Annotated in this window: 18 protein-coding genes; 14 read left to right on the forward strand and 4 right to left on the reverse strand. The window is 61.4% G+C overall.

Annotated features, from left to right (window positions below; genetic code table 11):
- The first annotated feature begins 3 nt into the window (after nt 1-3).
- From cobO to CWC48_RS19000, 13 genes are all read left to right on the forward strand, one after another.
- Nucleotides 4-615: a cob(I)yrinic acid a,c-diamide adenosyltransferase gene (cobO, locus tag CWC48_RS18940; protein WP_025855821.1), complete on the forward strand. Its 612-nt coding sequence runs from the start codon at nt 4-6 to the stop codon at nt 613-615.
- The gene (locus CWC48_RS18945) at nt 612-2,015 is read left to right on the forward strand and encodes a cobyrinate a,c-diamide synthase (RefSeq protein ID WP_100492379.1); all 1,404 of its coding nucleotides are present in this window, start codon (nt 612-614) and stop codon (nt 2,013-2,015) included. The genes cobO and CWC48_RS18945 overlap by 4 nt, the downstream gene beginning before the upstream one ends.
- The gene (bluB, locus tag CWC48_RS18950; protein WP_099493551.1) at nt 2,012-2,662 is read left to right on the forward strand and encodes a 5,6-dimethylbenzimidazole synthase; all 651 of its coding nucleotides are present in this window, start codon (nt 2,012-2,014) and stop codon (nt 2,660-2,662) included. The genes CWC48_RS18945 and bluB overlap by 4 nt, the downstream gene beginning before the upstream one ends.
- Nucleotides 2,659-3,567 (forward strand): adenosylcobinamide-phosphate synthase CbiB, encoded by a 909-nt coding sequence (cbiB, locus tag CWC48_RS18955; RefSeq protein WP_099493550.1) that lies wholly within the window; start codon nt 2,659-2,661, stop codon nt 3,565-3,567. Before bluB ends, cbiB begins: the two co-directional genes overlap by 4 nt.
- The gene (cobD, locus tag CWC48_RS18960) at nt 3,560-4,549 is read left to right on the forward strand and encodes a threonine-phosphate decarboxylase CobD (protein WP_100492380.1); all 990 of its coding nucleotides are present in this window, start codon (nt 3,560-3,562) and stop codon (nt 4,547-4,549) included. The genes cbiB and cobD overlap by 8 nt, the downstream gene beginning before the upstream one ends.
- Nucleotides 4,546-5,997 carry a cobyric acid synthase gene (locus CWC48_RS18965; RefSeq protein WP_100492381.1) on the forward strand — a complete coding sequence of 484 codons (1,452 nt, stop codon included), beginning with the start codon at nt 4,546-4,548 and terminating at the stop codon, nt 5,995-5,997. The genes cobD and CWC48_RS18965 overlap by 4 nt, the downstream gene beginning before the upstream one ends.
- A 163-nt stretch (nt 5,998-6,160) precedes the next feature.
- The gene (gene cobU / locus CWC48_RS18970) at nt 6,161-6,682 is read left to right on the forward strand and encodes a bifunctional adenosylcobinamide kinase/adenosylcobinamide-phosphate guanylyltransferase (RefSeq protein ID WP_100492382.1); all 522 of its coding nucleotides are present in this window, start codon (nt 6,161-6,163) and stop codon (nt 6,680-6,682) included.
- The gene (gene cobT, locus CWC48_RS18975) at nt 6,679-7,734 is read left to right on the forward strand and encodes a nicotinate-nucleotide--dimethylbenzimidazole phosphoribosyltransferase (protein ID WP_100492383.1); all 1,056 of its coding nucleotides are present in this window, start codon (nt 6,679-6,681) and stop codon (nt 7,732-7,734) included. The genes cobU and cobT overlap by 4 nt, the downstream gene beginning before the upstream one ends.
- The gene (gene cobC, locus CWC48_RS18980) at nt 7,731-8,306 is read left to right on the forward strand and encodes an alpha-ribazole phosphatase family protein (RefSeq protein WP_100492384.1); all 576 of its coding nucleotides are present in this window, start codon (nt 7,731-7,733) and stop codon (nt 8,304-8,306) included. The genes cobT and cobC overlap by 4 nt, the downstream gene beginning before the upstream one ends.
- 2 nt (nt 8,307-8,308) lie before the next feature.
- Nucleotides 8,309-9,037 carry an adenosylcobinamide-GDP ribazoletransferase gene (locus CWC48_RS18985; protein ID WP_100492385.1) on the forward strand — a complete coding sequence of 243 codons (729 nt, stop codon included), beginning with the start codon at nt 8,309-8,311 and terminating at the stop codon, nt 9,035-9,037.
- Between the two features lie 42 nt (nt 9,038-9,079).
- Nucleotides 9,080-9,484 carry a MarR family winged helix-turn-helix transcriptional regulator gene (locus CWC48_RS18990; RefSeq protein ID WP_034108018.1) on the forward strand — a complete coding sequence of 135 codons (405 nt, stop codon included), beginning with the start codon at nt 9,080-9,082 and terminating at the stop codon, nt 9,482-9,484.
- Between the two features lie 63 nt (nt 9,485-9,547).
- Complete coding sequence (locus tag CWC48_RS18995; RefSeq protein WP_177409547.1) at nt 9,548-10,747, forward strand: MFS transporter; 1,200 nt, start codon at nt 9,548-9,550, stop codon at nt 10,745-10,747.
- Between the two features lie 150 nt (nt 10,748-10,897).
- Nucleotides 10,898-11,449 (forward strand): glutathione peroxidase, encoded by a 552-nt coding sequence (locus CWC48_RS19000; protein ID WP_078049648.1) that lies wholly within the window; start codon nt 10,898-10,900, stop codon nt 11,447-11,449.
- 65 nt (nt 11,450-11,514) lie between these two features.
- On the opposite strand, the gene CWC48_RS19005 is transcribed toward CWC48_RS19000, so the two are convergent.
- The 4 genes from CWC48_RS19005 to CWC48_RS19025 form a co-directional block, all read right to left on the reverse strand.
- Complete coding sequence (locus tag CWC48_RS19005) at nt 11,515-12,798, reverse strand: OmpP1/FadL family transporter (RefSeq protein ID WP_100492387.1); 1,284 nt, start codon at nt 12,796-12,798, stop codon at nt 11,515-11,517.
- Between the two features lie 146 nt (nt 12,799-12,944).
- Nucleotides 12,945-13,427 carry a hypothetical protein gene (locus CWC48_RS19010; protein ID WP_078049646.1) on the reverse strand — a complete coding sequence of 161 codons (483 nt, stop codon included), beginning with the start codon at nt 13,425-13,427 and terminating at the stop codon, nt 12,945-12,947.
- 279 nt (nt 13,428-13,706) lie between these two features.
- Entirely contained in the window at nt 13,707-13,931 is a 225-nt protein-coding gene (locus CWC48_RS19015) for a hypothetical protein (RefSeq protein ID WP_005790139.1), read from the reverse strand.
- Nucleotides 13,932-14,375: 444 nt separating this feature from the next.
- The gene (locus CWC48_RS19025) at nt 14,376-14,681 is read right to left on the reverse strand and encodes a hypothetical protein (RefSeq protein ID WP_078049645.1); all 306 of its coding nucleotides are present in this window, start codon (nt 14,679-14,681) and stop codon (nt 14,376-14,378) included.
- A gap of 457 nt (nt 14,682-15,138) precedes the next feature.
- Here CWC48_RS19025 and CWC48_RS19030 point away from each other — a divergent pair, with 457 nt between their 5' ends.
- Nucleotides 15,139-15,462, forward strand: coding sequence for a hypothetical protein (locus CWC48_RS19030; RefSeq protein WP_078049644.1), 324 nt, complete (start codon nt 15,139-15,141; stop codon nt 15,460-15,462).
- Nucleotides 15,463-15,557 lie beyond the last annotated feature (95 nt).

The raw sequence follows: 15,557 nt of genomic DNA on the forward strand, positions 1-15,557 counted from the left end.
GCCATGACCGATTCCCCCGACCGCGACGAACGCCACCTGGCGCGCATGCTGCGCAAAAAAGCCGTGATCGACGAGCGCATCGCCAACTCCCCCAACGAATGTGGCTTGCTGCTGGTGTTGACCGGCAACGGCAAAGGCAAGAGCAGCTCCGCGTTCGGCATGCTGGCCCGGGCCATGGGCCACGGCATGCAGTGCGGCGTGGTGCAATTCATCAAGGGGCGCAACAGCACTGGCGAAGAGTTGTTCTTCCGCCGCTTCCCCGAGCAAGTGCGCTTCCATGTGATGGGCGAAGGTTTCACTTGGGAGACCCAGGACCGCCAGCGCGATATCGCGGCCGCCGAAGCCGCCTGGGCAGTTTCCCGTGAATTGCTGCAAGACCCGGCCATCGGCCTGGTGGTACTCGACGAGCTGAACATCGCCCTCAAGCACGGCTACCTCGATTTGGACCAGGTTCTCAGCGACCTGCAAGCCCGCCCGCCGATGCAACATGTGGTAGTCACCGGTCGGGGTGCCAAGCCTGAATTGATCGAAATGGGCGACACCGTCACCGAAATGGGCATGCTCAAGCACGCGTTTCAGGCTGGCATCAAGGCACAGAAGGGCGTCGAACTTTGAATCAGCCCCGTCATTGCCCGGCTGTCCTGATTGCCGCACCGGCGTCCGGCCAGGGCAAAACCACCGTCACCGCCGCACTGGCGCGGCTGCACCGCAACCTGGGGCGCAAGGTGCGCGTGTTCAAATGCGGCCCGGACTTCCTTGATCCGATGATCCACGAGCGTGCCAGCGGTGCGCCGGTTTACCAATTGGACATGTGGATGGTCGGCGAACAGGAAAGTCGCCGCCTGCTGTGGGAAGCGGCGGGGGAGGCGGACCTGATCCTGATCGAAGGCGTGATGGGCCTGTTCGACGGTACACCGTCCAGCGCCGACCTGGCCCGACACTTCGGCGTGCCGGTGCTGGGTGTGATCGACGGCACGGCCATGGCGCAGACGTTCGGCGCCTTGGCGTTGGGCTTGGCGCGTTATCAGCCGGATTTGCCATTCGCTGGCGTACTGGGCAATCGCGTCGGCACCCTGCGCCATGCGCAATTGCTGGAAGGCAGCCTCACCGAAGGCCTGCGCTGGTACGGCGCCTTGTCCCGCGAGACCGGTATCGAATTACCCAGTCGTCACCTCGGCCTGGTGCAGGCCAGCGAACTGAATGACCTCGATGCGCGCCTGGACGCGGCTGCCCAAGCGTTGGGCAGCAGTTGCGAAGTGGCGTTGCCGCCACCGGTGACCTTTGCCGCGCCGCAAGTGATCGACGCCGAGCCATTGCTCAAGGGCGTGCGCATCGCCGTGGCGCGTGACGAAGCCTTCGCCTTTACCTACGGCGCGAGCCTCGACCTGCTGCGGGCAATGGGCGCCGAATTGAGCTTCTTCTCGCCGATCCATGACCGCGAATTGCCTGACGCCGACAGTCTTTATCTGCCTGGTGGCTACCCTGAATTGCACCACCAGGCGCTGTCGCAAAACACCTCGATGCTCGACGCTATCCGTGCCCACCACGCGGCCGGCAAACCCTTGCTCGCCGAGTGCGGTGGCATGCTCTACCTGCTCGACTCGCTGACCGATGTCGACGGCACCCGCGCCAAACTGGTTGGCCTGTTGCAGGGCGATGCCGTGATGCAAAAGAAACTCGCGGCCCTGGCCCTGCAAAGCGTCGAATTGCCTGAAGGTACGCTGCGCGGCCACACCTATCATCACTCCCTGACCAGCACCGAGTGGCAACCGATTGCCCGTGGCCTGAGCCCCAATGGCGGGCGCGGTGCCGAGGCGGTGTATCGACAGGGGCGGATGACCGCGTCCTATGTGCATTTTTATTTTCCGTCGAATCCGGCTGCGGTGGCCGCGTTGTTTGCGCCGCACCGGGAGGCCGGCATCGCAGGCAAGCCAGCTCCCACATCGACAGTGTTAACAGACCAGCCGGTGGGAGGGGCGGTGCGACGATTCGACTTGCCCGCGAAGAGGCCATGACCGACAACGCCTTCCCCGAGGCCGACCGCCAAGCCGTCTACCGCGCCATTGCTGAACGCCGCGACATGCGCCACTTCAGCGGCGGCACTGTCGCCCCCGAATTGCTGCACCGTCTGCTCCAGGCCGCGCACCAGGCGCCGAGTGTTGGCTTGATGCAACCGTGGCGTTTTATCCGTATCAGCGACCGTGCCTTGCGTGGCCAGATTCAACAACTGGTGGAGCAAGAGCGCATACGCACTGCCGAAGCCCTGGGCGAGCGCTCCGATGAGTTCATGAAGCTCAAGGTCGAAGGCATCCACGACTGCGCCGAAGTGCTGGTGGCGGCGTTGATGGATGACCGTGAGCGGCACATTTTCGGCCGGCGCACCTTGCCGGAAATGGACATGGCGTCGCTGTCCTGCGCGATCCAGAACCTGTGGCTGGCAGCCCGCGTCGAAGGCCTGGGCATGGGCTGGGTCTCGCTGTTCGAGCCCCAGGCGCTGGCCGACCTGCTGGGTTTGCCGCCGGGTGCCAAACCCCTGGCCGTACTGTGCCTGGGGCCGGTGGACGAGTTCTATCCGGCACCGATGTTGCAGCTCGAAGGCTGGACCGAGCCTCGGCCATTAAGTGACATGTTGTATGAGAATGTGTGGGGAGTGAGTCAATGAGTGTGGCCTTGCTGTGTGTCGCTGCCGTGGCGCTGGATGCGCTGCTGGGCGAGCCCAGGCGCTGGCATCCGCTGGTGGCGTTCGGCAATTTTGCCGGGCGCATCGAGCAACGTTTCAACAGCGGTGGTCGCGGCTGGCGCAGCCATGGTGTGACCGCGTGGGTTATCGCCGTGGTGCCGTTGACCCTGCTGGCCACGGCCTTGTCGTGGGCGCCGTATATCGGCTGGGTCCTGGAGATCCTGGCGTTGTACTGCGCCCTCGGCATGCGCAGCCTCGGCGAGCATGTGATGCCGGTGGCCCAGGCCCTGCGCAGCGATGACCTGGAGGAAGCGCGCACGCGCGTGAGCTACCTGGTCAGCCGCCAGACCAGCGAGCTGGACCGCACCGAAGTCGCCCGCGCCGCCACCGAATCGGTGCTGGAAAACGGCAGCGATGCGGTATTCGCCGCGATTTTCTGGTTTGTGGTCGCCGGTGTGCCGGGCGTGGTGCTTTACCGCCTGAGCAACACCCTTGACGCCATGTGGGGGTATCGCAACGAACGCTTCGAGCGTTTCGGCTGGGCTGCGGCAAAAATCGACGATGTGCTGAACTACATTCCTGCACGTCTTGTGGCATTGACCTACGCGCTGCTGGGCAAGACGCGGCTGGCGCTTAAATGCTGGCGCACCCAGGGCCCGACTTGGGACAGCCCCAACGCCGGCCCTGTGATGGCTGCCGGTGCAGGTGCCCTGGGCGTGGAGCTGGGTGGTGCGGCGATCTATCACGGTGAAGTGCACCAGCGTCCGCAATTGGGCGAAGGCCCGGCGGCGGATGCCGATTCCATCGAGCGGGGCTGGCAACTGGTGCAGCGCGGCGTATGGTTGTGGCTGCTGATCCTATGTGCGGGGGCGCAATTCTATGCTTGAACACGGTGGCCGGCTGCGCAAGGCAGCGATTCAGTACGGGATAGCCGAGGCCGACTGGCTCGACCTGTCCAGCGGCCTCGCGCCTTGGCCTTGGCCGATCCCCGAGGTTCCCCTGCGCGCCTGGGCACGCCTGCCGGAAACCGACGACGGCCTGGAGCAGGCCGCCAGCGAGTATTACGGCGCTGCGCACCTGTTGCCGGTGCCCGGCTCCCAGGCGGCCATCCAGTTGCTGCCGCGCCTGCGCCGTGCCGGCAAGGTCGGCGTGCTGTCGCCGTGCTATGCCGAACACGCCGAAGCCTGGCGCCGCGCCGGTTACGTGGTGCGCGAAGTGCAGGAACAGGAAGTCGACTTCTTCCTTGATGGCCTCGACGTGCTGGTGGTGGTCAACCCCAACAACCCCACTGGCTTGAGCCTCAGCCCACGGCGCTTGCTGGACTGGCACTCGCGGCTGGCCCAGCGCGGCGGCTGGCTGGTGGTGGACGAAGCGTTCATGGACGTGACGCCCCAACTGAGCCTGGCGGGTCACGCGCATCAGGTCGGCCTGATCGTGTTGCGCTCGTTTGGCAAGTTTTTCGGCCTCGCCGGTGTGCGGCTGGGCTTTGTGTTGGCCGAGCGCAAGTTGCTCAAATTGCTCGCCGAACAGGTCGGGCCATGGGCGGTCAGCGGGCCGACGCGGGTGCTGGGCCAAGTGTGCCTGCGCGACACCGCCGGGCAAGCGCGGCAACGCGCACGATGCATCGAGGCGGGCCAGCGTCTGTTCGCTTCGCTTGAGCGCCATGGCTTTCAACCCCAGGGCGGCTGTGCCCTGTTCCAATGGCTGATCACGCCCCACGCCGAACGCATGCACGAATTCATGGCCCAGCGCGGCATCCTGCTGCGCCTGTTTGTCCACGACAGCAGCCTGCGCTTTGGCTTGCCCGATACCGAGGCCGACTGGCAGCGTCTCGACGCAGCCCTGGTCGCCTATAAGGAAGCGACATGAGTACGCTGATGGTGCAAGGCACCACCTCCGACGCCGGCAAGAGCACGCTGGTGACGGCACTGTGCCGCTGGCTGGTACGCCAGGGCGTTGCGGTGGCGCCGTTCAAGCCACAGAACATGGCGCTCAACAGCGCGGTGACGGCCGAAGGCGGCGAGATCGGCCGCGCCCAGGCGGTGCAGGCCCAGGCCGCCAACCTGGCGCCGCACACCGATATGAACCCGGTGCTGCTCAAACCCAACAGCGATACCGGCTCTCAAGTGATCATCCACGGCCGCGCCGTGACCAGCATGAACGCGGTGGCCTATCACGACTACAAAGCCATCGCGATGCAGGCGGTGCTGGCTTCCCATGCACGCTTGAGCCAGGCCTACCCGGTGGTGATGGTCGAAGGCGCGGGCTCCCCGGCGGAGATCAACCTGCGCGCCAACGACATCGCCAACATGGGCTTCGCCGAGGCGGTGGACTGCCCGGTGCTGTTGATCGCCGACATCAATCGTGGCGGCGTTTTTGCTCACTTGGTCGGCACCCTGGAATTGCTCTCGCCCACGGAACAGGCGCGGGTCAAAGGCTTTATCATCAACCGTTTTCGCGGTGACATCGCCTTATTGCAGCCAGGCCTGGACTGGCTGGAAGCGCGCACCGGCAAACCGGTGGTGGGCGTTCTGCCCTACGTGATGGACCTGCACCTGGAAGCCGAGGACGGCATCGACCAGCGCCAGATCGACAAGGCGGCGCAGGTGCTCGAGGTGGTGGTGCCGGTGTTGCCGCGTATCAGCAACCACACGGATTTCGACCCACTGCGCCTGCATCCCCAGGTGGATTTGCAGTTCGTTGGTCCTGGCCAGCCGATCCCGGCTGCCGACCTGATCATCCTCCCAGGCTCGAAAAGCGTGCGCAGCGACTTGGCCTATCTGCGCGCCAACGGTTGGGAAAGCGCCGTGGCGCGGCACTTGCGCTATGGCGGCAAGGTGCTCGGTATCTGTGGCGGCTTGCAGATGCTTGGCGAGCAGGTGCATGACCCGTTGGGCCTGGAAGGGCCTGCCGGCTCCAGTGATGGGCTGGGGTTGCTGGCGTTCAGCACCACGCTGGAGGAAGAGAAGCAACTGCGCAATGTGCGCGGGCGGTTGTTACTGGAGGATGTGCACGTCAATGGTTATGAAATTCATGCGGGCGTGACGACCGGTGCTGCCTTGGCGAACGCCGCTGTTTTGCTGGACGACGGTCGCAGCGATGGCGCCCAGAGTGCTGATGGGCAGATTCTCGGCACCTACCTTCACGGCGTGTTCGAAACACCGGCGGCGTGCAGTGCCTTATTGCGCTGGGCTGGGTTGCAGGATGTGCAGGAGGTTGACTACCACGCCTTGCGCGAGCGCGATATCGAGCGCCTGGCGGACCTGGTGGAGAATCATTTGGATACTGAGTTGTTGCGCAATCTATGTGGGGTTTGAGCGGGGGTACGCGGTCCTCGTGTTGGCGCGGGCTTGCCAGCGAAGGCGGCCATACAGCCGACCACTATTCAACTGACGCACCACGCCCAAAATGTGGGAGCGGGCTTGCTCGCGAACGCGGCCTTACGGTCAACCCATTTCAGCCAATCCAAGGTGCCATCCCATGCTTCAACTGATCCTCGGCGGCGCGCGCTCCGGTAAAAGTCGCCTGGCGGAGACGCTCGCCAGCGACAGCGCCTTGCCAGTCACTTACATCGCCACCAGCCAACCGCTGGATGGCGAAATGAACGAGCGTGTCGCGCTGCATCGCCAACGTCGCCCGGACCATTGGGGCCTGATCGAAGAGCCGATTGAACTGGCTCGCGTGCTGCGGGACAACGCGGCCCCCGGGCAGTGTCTGCTGGTGGACTGCCTGACCCTGTGGCTGACCAATCTGCTGATGCTCGAAGACGCCGGGCGCTTGGCGTCCGAGCGCGATCAACTGCTGGACGCCCTGGCGTCGTTGCCGGGTGAAATCATTTTTGTCAGCAACGAGACCGGTCTGGGTGTCGTGCCGCTGGGCGAATTGACTCGCCGCTATGTGGATGAAGCCGGTTGGCTCCATCAAGCCTTGGCCGAGCGTTGTCAGCGTGTTGTCCTGACCGTTGCCGGCCTGCCCCTGACTCTGAAAGGTACTGCGTTATGACTGACACCTGGTGGCTCAACCCTTGTAAGGCGATCGACGCTCAAGCGTACGAACAAGCCCTGGCGCGCCAGCAGCAATTGACCAAGCCGGCCGGCTCGCTCGGTCAGTTGGAGGCGCTGGCGGTGCAATTGGCTGGCTTGCAGGGCCAGGTCAAACCGTCGGTGGATTCACTGTGGATCGCCATCTTCGCCGGTGACCATGGCGTGGTCGCCGAAGGCGTGTCGGCGTTTCCCCAGGAAGTCACCGGGCAGATGCTGCAAAACTTTGTCTCCGGCGGCGCGGCCATCAGCGTATTGGCGCGGCAACTGGACGCGCAGCTGGAAGTGGTCGACCTGGGGACAGTAACGCCGTCCTTGAACCTGCCGGGTGTGCGTCACCTGAATATCGGCGCCGGCACCGCCAACTTCGTCAACGCTCCGGCGATGACCGAGGCCCAGGGGCAACTCGCCTTGCAGGCCGGTCGCGACAGTGCGCGACGTGCATTGGCGAACGGTGCGCAACTGTTCATCGGCGGTGAGATGGGCATCGGCAACACCACCGCCGCCAGTGCGCTGGCGTGTGCCTTGCTCGATTGCCAGGTCAGCGACCTCACGGGGCCGGGCACTGGGTTGAATGCCCAGGGTGTCAGCCACAAGGTGGCCGTGATCGAGCGTGCACTGGCGTGGCATGCCGGTCAGCGTGGGGATGCGTTGCAGACCCTGTTTAATTTGGGCGGCTTTGAGATTGCCGCCCTGGTGGGCGCGTATCTGGCGTGTGCCCAGGAAGGCATCGTGGTGCTGGTGGATGGGTTCATCTGCACGGTCGCGGCGCTGGTTGCTACACGTTTGAACCCGGCGTGCCGTGAGTGGCTGGTGTTCGGCCATCGCGGCGCCGAGCCTGGTCATCGCCATGTGCTGCAGCGCCTCGACGCGCAGCCGTTGCTGGAACTGGGCCTGCGCCTGGGTGAGGGCAGCGGTGCTGCGCTGGCGGTGCCGTTGTTGCGCCTGGCCTGCGCGCTGCACGGGCAGATGGCGACCTTCGCCGAAGCCGCCGTGGCAGACCGCCCGGCATGACCTTGCGCCTTGACCTGCTGCGCCACGGCGAAACCGAATTGGGGGGTGGCTTGCGTGGCAGCCTGGACGACGCACTCACCGCCAAGGGCTGGGCGCAGATGCGCGCGGCGGTGGTGGAGCAGGGGCCGTGGGACCGTTTGGTCAGTTCGCCACTGCAGCGTTGTGCGCGGTTTGCCGAGGCATTGGGCGCTCAGCTCAATCTGCCGGTGACACTGGAGAAGGACCTGCAAGAGCTGCACTTCGGCGCTTGGGAAGGCCAGAGTGCGGCAGCCTTGATGGAGACTGACGCTGAGAGCCTGGGGTTGTTCTGGGCCGATCCCTACAGCTTTACACCACCCGACGGCGAGCCTGTTAGCGCTTTTTCCGACCGCGTTCTGGGCGCAGTCGCACGCTTGCACCAGGCCTACGCCGGTAAGCGTGTGTTGCTGATCAGTCACGGTGGCGTGATGCGTCTTCTGCTGGCACAAGCGCGTGGCTTGCCCCGGGAGCAACTGTTGAATGTCGAAGTGGGCCACGGCGGGCTGTTCAGTGTGCAGGTCGCGGCGGACGGTGTCCTGAAGGAAAGGGTGTAGACATGCTGCCATTCTGGATTGCCCTGCAGTTCCTCAGCAGCCTGCCGATTCACTTGCCGGGCATGCCTCAGCCTCAGGAATTGGGACGCTCGTTGCTGTTCTATCCCGTCGTCGGGCTATTGTTCGGTGTGCTGTTGTGGGCCCTGAACACCGTCTTGATGGGGGCACCGTTGTTGCTGCACGCCGCACTGTTGCTGACGGCCTGGGTGTTGCTCAGTGGCGGTCTGCACCTGGACGGCCTGGCGGACAGCGCCGATGCCTGGCTGGGTGGCTTCGGCGACCGCGAGCGTACGCTCACGATTATGAAAGACCCGCGTAGCGGGCCGATTGCCGTGGTTACGCTGGGGTTGGTGCTGCTGCTCAAATTCACCGCGCTGGTGGCCTTGATCGAGCAACATAACGGCGCAGCGCTGATCCTGGCACCGCTGATTGGACGCGCGTCGATGCTGGCGTTGTTCCTCTGCACACGCTATGTGCGTGCCGGAGGATTGGGACAGGCATTGTCGGACCATTTACCGAGGATTGTCGGCCAACAGGTACTGATCCTCAGTGGCCTGGCCTGCGTGCTGATCGGCGGTGTCAGCGGCGGGATGGCCGTATTGCTTGCGGCGATCTGCTTCGTGGGCCTGCGCCAATTGATGGTCAATCGCCTGGGCGGTACCACGGGGGATACCGCAGGCGCCATGCTTGAACTGCTGGAAGTCGCGGTCGTGGTCGGTCTGGCGCTGTAACACTTTCTTGCATTTCCTTAATCGCGGGTATATACACGTTCCATGCTTGCCTCCCAATGTTTGTGTACCAACCTGCGACGTGCCGCCCGTGGCGTCAGCAGGCATTACGACGGCGCCCTTGATGGCTTCGGGATCAACGTCGCCCAGTATTCTCTGCTGTGCAACCTGCAGCGCCTCGACCAGCCAAGCATTTCCAGCCTGGCGGAAGCGATGGGCCTGGATCGCAGCACCTTGGGGCGCAACCTGCGGGTGCTGGAAGGCGAGGGCTTGGTGCAGTTGGTTGAGGGTGACGACCTGCGTAACCGCCTGGTGAAGTTGACCGAGGACGGTGAAGCGCGACTTGCCGCCGCATTACCCGCCTGGGAAGCGGCACAGCAGAAACTGATCGATCAACTCGGCGCGGAAAAACGCGAAACCTTGTTGGCCTTGCTAGACGAACTCGCCTGAGTGCGGGTTTGTCCGACTATAAGCGGGTATATACCCGCGAGCGGAGAATAAGAAATGAACTCGATGTGGCGCACCAGTGGCTGGATTCTTGTGGGGAGTGCGCTGATTCTGGCGCTGTCGTTGGGCGTGCGGCACGGCTTCGGCTTATTCCTCGCACCGATGAGCAGCGAGTTCGGCTGGGGCCGTGAGACCTTCGCCTTTGCCATCGCTTTGCAAAACCTGATCTGGGGCCTGGCGCAGCCGTTTACCGGCGCGCTGGCCGACCGGTTTGGCGCCACCAAAGCGGTCTTCGTCGGTGGCGTCCTGTACGCCGCAGGCCTGGTGTTGATGGGCATGTCCGATTCGGCATGGTCGCTGTCCCTCAGTGCGGGCCTGCTGATCGGTATCGGTCTGTCCGGTACGTCGTTCTCGGTGATCCTCGGCGTGGTCGGCCGTGCGGTGGCCCCGGAAAAACGCAGCATGGCGATGGGGATTGCCAGTGCCGCAGGTTCATTTGGCCAGTTTGCGATGGTGCCGGGCACCTTGGGCCTGATCAGTTGGCTCGGCTGGTCTGCCGCACTGCTGGCATTGGGCTCGATGGTGGCGCTGATATTGCCGCTGGTCGCGATGCTCAAGGATAAGCCACTGCCGGTGATGGCCGGCCAGCAAACTCTGCGTGAAGCCTTGAAGGAAGCCTGCTCCCATTCCGGTTTCTGGCTGTTGGCCTTTGGCTTTTTTGTCTGCGGTTTCCAAGTGGTGTTCATCGGTGTGCATTTGCCGGCCTACCTGGTGGACCAGCACTTGCCGGCCACCGTCGGCACCACAGTGTTGGCGCTGATTGGCTTGTTCAATATCTTCGGGACCTACACTGCCGGGTGGCTAGGCGGGCGCATGTCCAAGCCACGTTTGCTGACCGGCTTGTACCTGCTGCGCGCTGTGGTGATCGTGCTGTTTCTGTGGGCACCGGTCACCGAAGTCACGGCCTACCTGTTTGGCATGGCCATGGGCTTTTTGTGGCTGTCCACCGTGCCGCTGACCAACGGCACCGTCGCGACACTGTTTGGTGTGCGAAATCTCTCCATGCTCGGTGGGATCGTGTTCCTGTTCCACCAACTCGGTTCGTTCCTGGGCGGCTGGTTGGGTGGGGTGGTCTATGATCGAACGGGCAACTACGATTTGATCTGGCAGGTGGCAATTCTGTTGAGCCTGCTCGCCGCGGCCCTGAACTGGCCGGTGCGTGAGCGGCCAGTGGCGCGATTGCAGGCGCAGATGGAGGCAGCATGAGTCTGGCGGTACGCGGTGTGATACTTGCGGCAGGGTTGGTCCTGGTGCTACTGGCCTGGTGGGGCTGGCAACACGGTGGGCTGGCGTTGATGCAACTGGGTATGTCGATCTGTTAAGTTCGTAGCCTGAATATTTTCAAGGACACACGACATGCAGATGCGCTGGCTCGCTGTACCCGTCCTGATGGCCATTGGCGGTGCCGCCCTGGCCGCCAGTTGCCCGCCGTTGTTGGAAGGCCAATTACCCAAGCTGCGCGCCAAGGAATCCATCGACCTGTGCCAACGTTTTGCTGGCAAGCCCTTGGTGATTGTCAACACCGCGAGCTTCTGCGGGTTCGCTCCACAGTTCAAAGGCCTGGAAGCTTTGTATCAGCGCTACAAGGGCGAAGGGTTGGAAGTGATCGGCGTGCCGTCCGATGACTTCAAGCAGGAAGCCAAGACTGGCGAAGAGACCGCCAAGGTCTGTTACGTGAACTACGGCGTGACGTTCACCATGACCGAGCCGCAGAAGGTCAAGGGGCCGGATGCGGTGCACCTGTTCAAGGTGTTGGCGCAGCAGACTGACGCGCCGCCGAAGTGGAATTTCTATAAATATGTGGTCGACCGCCAAGGCAAGGTAATCGCCAATTTCTCCAGCCTGACCAAGCCGGACAGTCCGGAATTGATCAAGGCCGTGGAGGCGGCGATAGCGTCCAAGCCTTGAGAGTCAGCCATTAAAAAGCCCCGCCTCCTTTGCAGGAGAGCGGGGCTTTTTCACACCCGTCTGAATCAGAAGGTGTAGGTCATGCCCAGGCCGAAACCGTTGGCACTGTTTTCGTATTTGGCACGGTAGCTGGCGGTAGAAGGAGCGGCAGCGGTCTGGTTGACCTTGACGTCCTCTTCCTTCAAGTACGAGTAAGCCAGGTCGATGGTCATGTTATCCATGACTTTGTAGCCCAGGCCCAGGCTGAAGATCGTGCGGTCGCCCGTAGGGATACGCGGCGAGCGGTTGGTGTTGTTAGTGGGCGACTGGTCGAAGGTCAAGCCGGTGCGCAGCACCACTTGTTTAGTCAACTGGTAAGAAGTACCCACGGCGTAGGCCCAGGTATCGTGCCAGTTTTGCTCTTCAGTGATAGCGCTGAGTTGGCTGGGTGCCAATGCACCGCCTGCCGCGGTCACACCTTTGTTGTTGACGGTGATCTCTTTCAGGCGACTCCAGCGCGTCCAGGTAGCACCGCCATACAGTTTCCAGGCGTCAGTCAGGTCTTGTGTGACCGACAGGTCGTAGGACTCAGGGGTATCGATTTTCAGCGACGCGTCGTAACGGTTGTTACGCAGGAAAGGTTGAGTGGCTGCGGGGCCGCTGACGGTGGTATGGCCGTCCAGCTTGTACTTGACCTTGGAGTGGTAGGTCAGGCCCACACGTGTGGTATCGGTCGCCTGGACCAATACACCGACGTTGAAGCCCAGTGCAGTGTCATCACCCTTGATTTTGACGTTGGTATCGCTGACGGCAGGGTTGAGGGTCTTGTCTGACTCCAGCACACCAGAGATCCGGTTGATGGTCGGACCAAAGCCAACGGATACCCGATCATTGAAGGCATAGCTGACAGTTGGCTGGAAGGTGATGACCTTCACTTCGCTCTTGCTGCCGAAACCTTTGCCCTGGAAGCCGCTTTCATAGTCGGTTACCAAGCCAAACGGTGCGTACACACCGAAGCCGATAGCCCACTGGTCGTTAAGTTTGTTGGTGTAGAAACCAAATGGCACCGCGGTGAATGGAACCATGTCACCTTTGTTGGAGCCGCGCGAGTTACCGCCAGTATCGCTGAGATCAGTCGAGGCATCGATTGCCGCAACGCCGCCCGTGATCTGCTGGCCATTCAGGCGAGCCATACCGGCAGGGTTACCGTAAACAGTGCTTGCATCATCGGCAGAAGAAGAGCGGCCTGCGAAACCCGTACCCATCCCGCTGACGCTCTGTTCGTTCAGTGCGAAACCGCTTGCAAACAGTTGGGAGGATGCCATGGCAACGGCGAGGCTAAGTGTGGTCTTGAGCATTACTTTTTTCATTATTAGAACTCCGTGGTGATCACCGCTGCGGAAAGTAACAATAAATTTAAGATCGCGCTATAGGCTGTAATGCAGGAGATAGAGCGGTTTTGTAGGACAATCCGACCAAAATTCAGGGTTTTTGCCGAATCTTGCAAATTGCCCGGTCAGCAAACCACGTGATTCATGGGTGAAACACAGGTTTGCCAGGCTTGAGTGAAATCGCGCAGTCGTCCGTGTGGGTGAAAAATTTCTTTCCAGATACGCGCCATGGCCAGTACATCTCCAGGCGGTGGCAGTGCGGGGGTGTGTTGTTCGACCAAAAGCCAGGCGATTGCGGTGGCGTAACGCAGGTTTACCGTCAGCTCCAGTTGTGGTGCGCTAAGGAACGCGTGCTGGCTGGCCAACCCGCGTACCAGGCTGGCACGTTCGGGATCGAGTGCCAGGTAGTCGTCCCACAAGGCGCGGTGGCGCGGTTCGGTGATGCTGTACAAGCCATGCCCACGGCGATCGTGCAACGCGGAGCCGAGTTCCGACTGGCTGGCGGCAATGCCCAGCAGCAGGGACTCGGCCGTCGGGTTATGGCGGCCGAGATACATCAAGGTCGGCCGGATCACATAACGACACAATTCGCTGGCGGCGATACCCATACAAGCCTCAATCCGTGAAAGTGGTCGACGAGGCCTGAGAAGGTGGGGGCTTGGCAGCAGTGAATCGGATCTCAGGCTCGCCGGAAGCGGATCATGCCGCTTGAGTTGAAGTGTAGTGTCATATTTGTGATGTAAAGGACTGTTTTTAAAACATCTTCTTCATTTAGTTATAACGTTTATATCTATTTGAACTGAGTGCCATCGCCTGTGCATAAAAGCCAGGCAATAAAAAACCCTGCTTTTTAAACAGGGTTTTTGTGTTTCAGCGACTCGGGTCGATCAGGCAGTCAGTGCCTGACGGGTACGCTCGATCACGGCCTGCAGCGGTTCTGCGCTGGAGTATTGATCGGGGTACAGGCGTTCGCTGTGACGAGCGATGCCGTGTTCGTTGACCAGGGTGAAGCTGAAGCAGCCTTTGCGAGCGGCCATGATCAGGCAGTTCATTGGGGCAAAAGCGTTAGTGAGGGTGCGAATGGCATCCTGAGTGTGGATTTGAGCGTTCATATTATTGGTGTTCCTACAAATGACACGGATTAAGAACCGTGCAACGTTAAAACGTTCCAGTAACGTTGATCACCATTGATCAAACGAAGAACCCGACTGGAACAAAGCAGCCAGTTTGAAGCGCTAATAAGTTAGGCGCGCTTGGGCTGGCAGGTAGGTACTTAGGAGGGCAGGCAACACAACAAGGGCAAAGGTTCTGGGCCCAGGGTGAAGATCCTGATCAATTTGCAGGCTGGTTCGGTCAGAGTATTGAAACTTCGCGACACCCTTTGCGTGTTCAAAGGCAGTGTCGTCACAAGCGATACCTGGAAACCATCGAGGTGGTCGATCCCGTGTTGGACAGGGGAGTTGTTCGACCAGAATTGACTTTCAGCTTGGTACTAACGCCGCGGATAGTAACGGATTGAATCGGGTAAGGGAAGTGTGATAGCAAAAAAACTTCAATCAGCCGCCCAGCAGGCCGCGATAGACCAATACTGTCATCGCGGCTGCCAGCGAGCAGCCCAGCGCGTAGGCGGCGAGCGTCAGTCGCAGGGACTGGCCAGTCTCCACCACCTTCATCACATCGCCCATGTCATTGATTCGACCTTCACCCAGCTCAATGCACAGGCTGACCGCCGTAAACGCTGCCGACAGCAAGATAGCGATGGCAAACAACGCCCCATCCGGTGACGGCAGTGCGGCATTGATTCCCAGGGAAATGGCGCAGATGGCCAGTAGCAACACGGCGAACAACAGAATTCCTTTCATCGACCCTACTACCATCGCGCTGTAGGTCCGGGAGTGTGGCGAGCCAGGAAAGATTTGAAAAGTCCCAGGTTTGCCCCGGCGGTAACATTTATGACGCGTGTCGCTTCAAAAAAAGCCGCTGATATAACCATCAGATGGGTACTTGTGCACATTAGTTGCGGGGTGTGTAACCGCGCTGTCATCTGCCCTGCGGGGTTGCCATTTGCCTGCAATGGAAATTTAAGTCAATGAAAAATCTGGCTTTTTTTTATTGGTGAAAAAATCGTCAGTTTGACTGCGGCCCCCATTCCATGCGGCTTTGAGCGAGTTAAAGGGGGGTTGTCCACTGAGTTATCCACAGCTTCTGTGGATTGTCCCGAGCGCTTGCTCTAGAACGGGCGTGCAGAGTTTTTTCAGCTTTACCTGTACGAAAAAAAGAGTAGAGTGGCGCGCCTTCCGATCTGTCCCACAGTGCTTTATGAAGTTTCGCTCAGTATCACCATCTGTTACCGACGCCCCTCAAACTGTTACCGCCCCCAAGCGCTTCTCCTTGAAAGTTGCCTTGTGGTTGCTCGACAGTCCGCGCCTGGGTCACAACACCAACGTCAAACACTTCGCTGGGCGTTTGCTCAAGCAGCCGGCCCGTGAAGGCGTGGTCGCTGCCCAAAGCCGCCTGGGCCAACTGATGTGTCGTGAATGCGGCAATGCCCGCGACCGCCGCATCGGCCACGACCTGCTGCGCCTCGCGGCCCGCGCCGGTGACCGCCGCGCCCAACGTGAACTGGGCCAGGTCGAAGACTGAGCTGTCCTCAGGCCCTGCGCTCCGCTAACCTTGTTTTTTTTCGGTGATGGCAGACATGTCTATGGCTTTTGACTGGACCAGCATTGCCCTGGGCC

Origin of the sequence: Pseudomonas sp. S10E 269, from assembly GCF_002798465.1 — a bacterium.
Classification (GTDB): Bacteria; Pseudomonadota; Gammaproteobacteria; order Pseudomonadales; family Pseudomonadaceae; genus Aquipseudomonas; species Aquipseudomonas pergaminensis.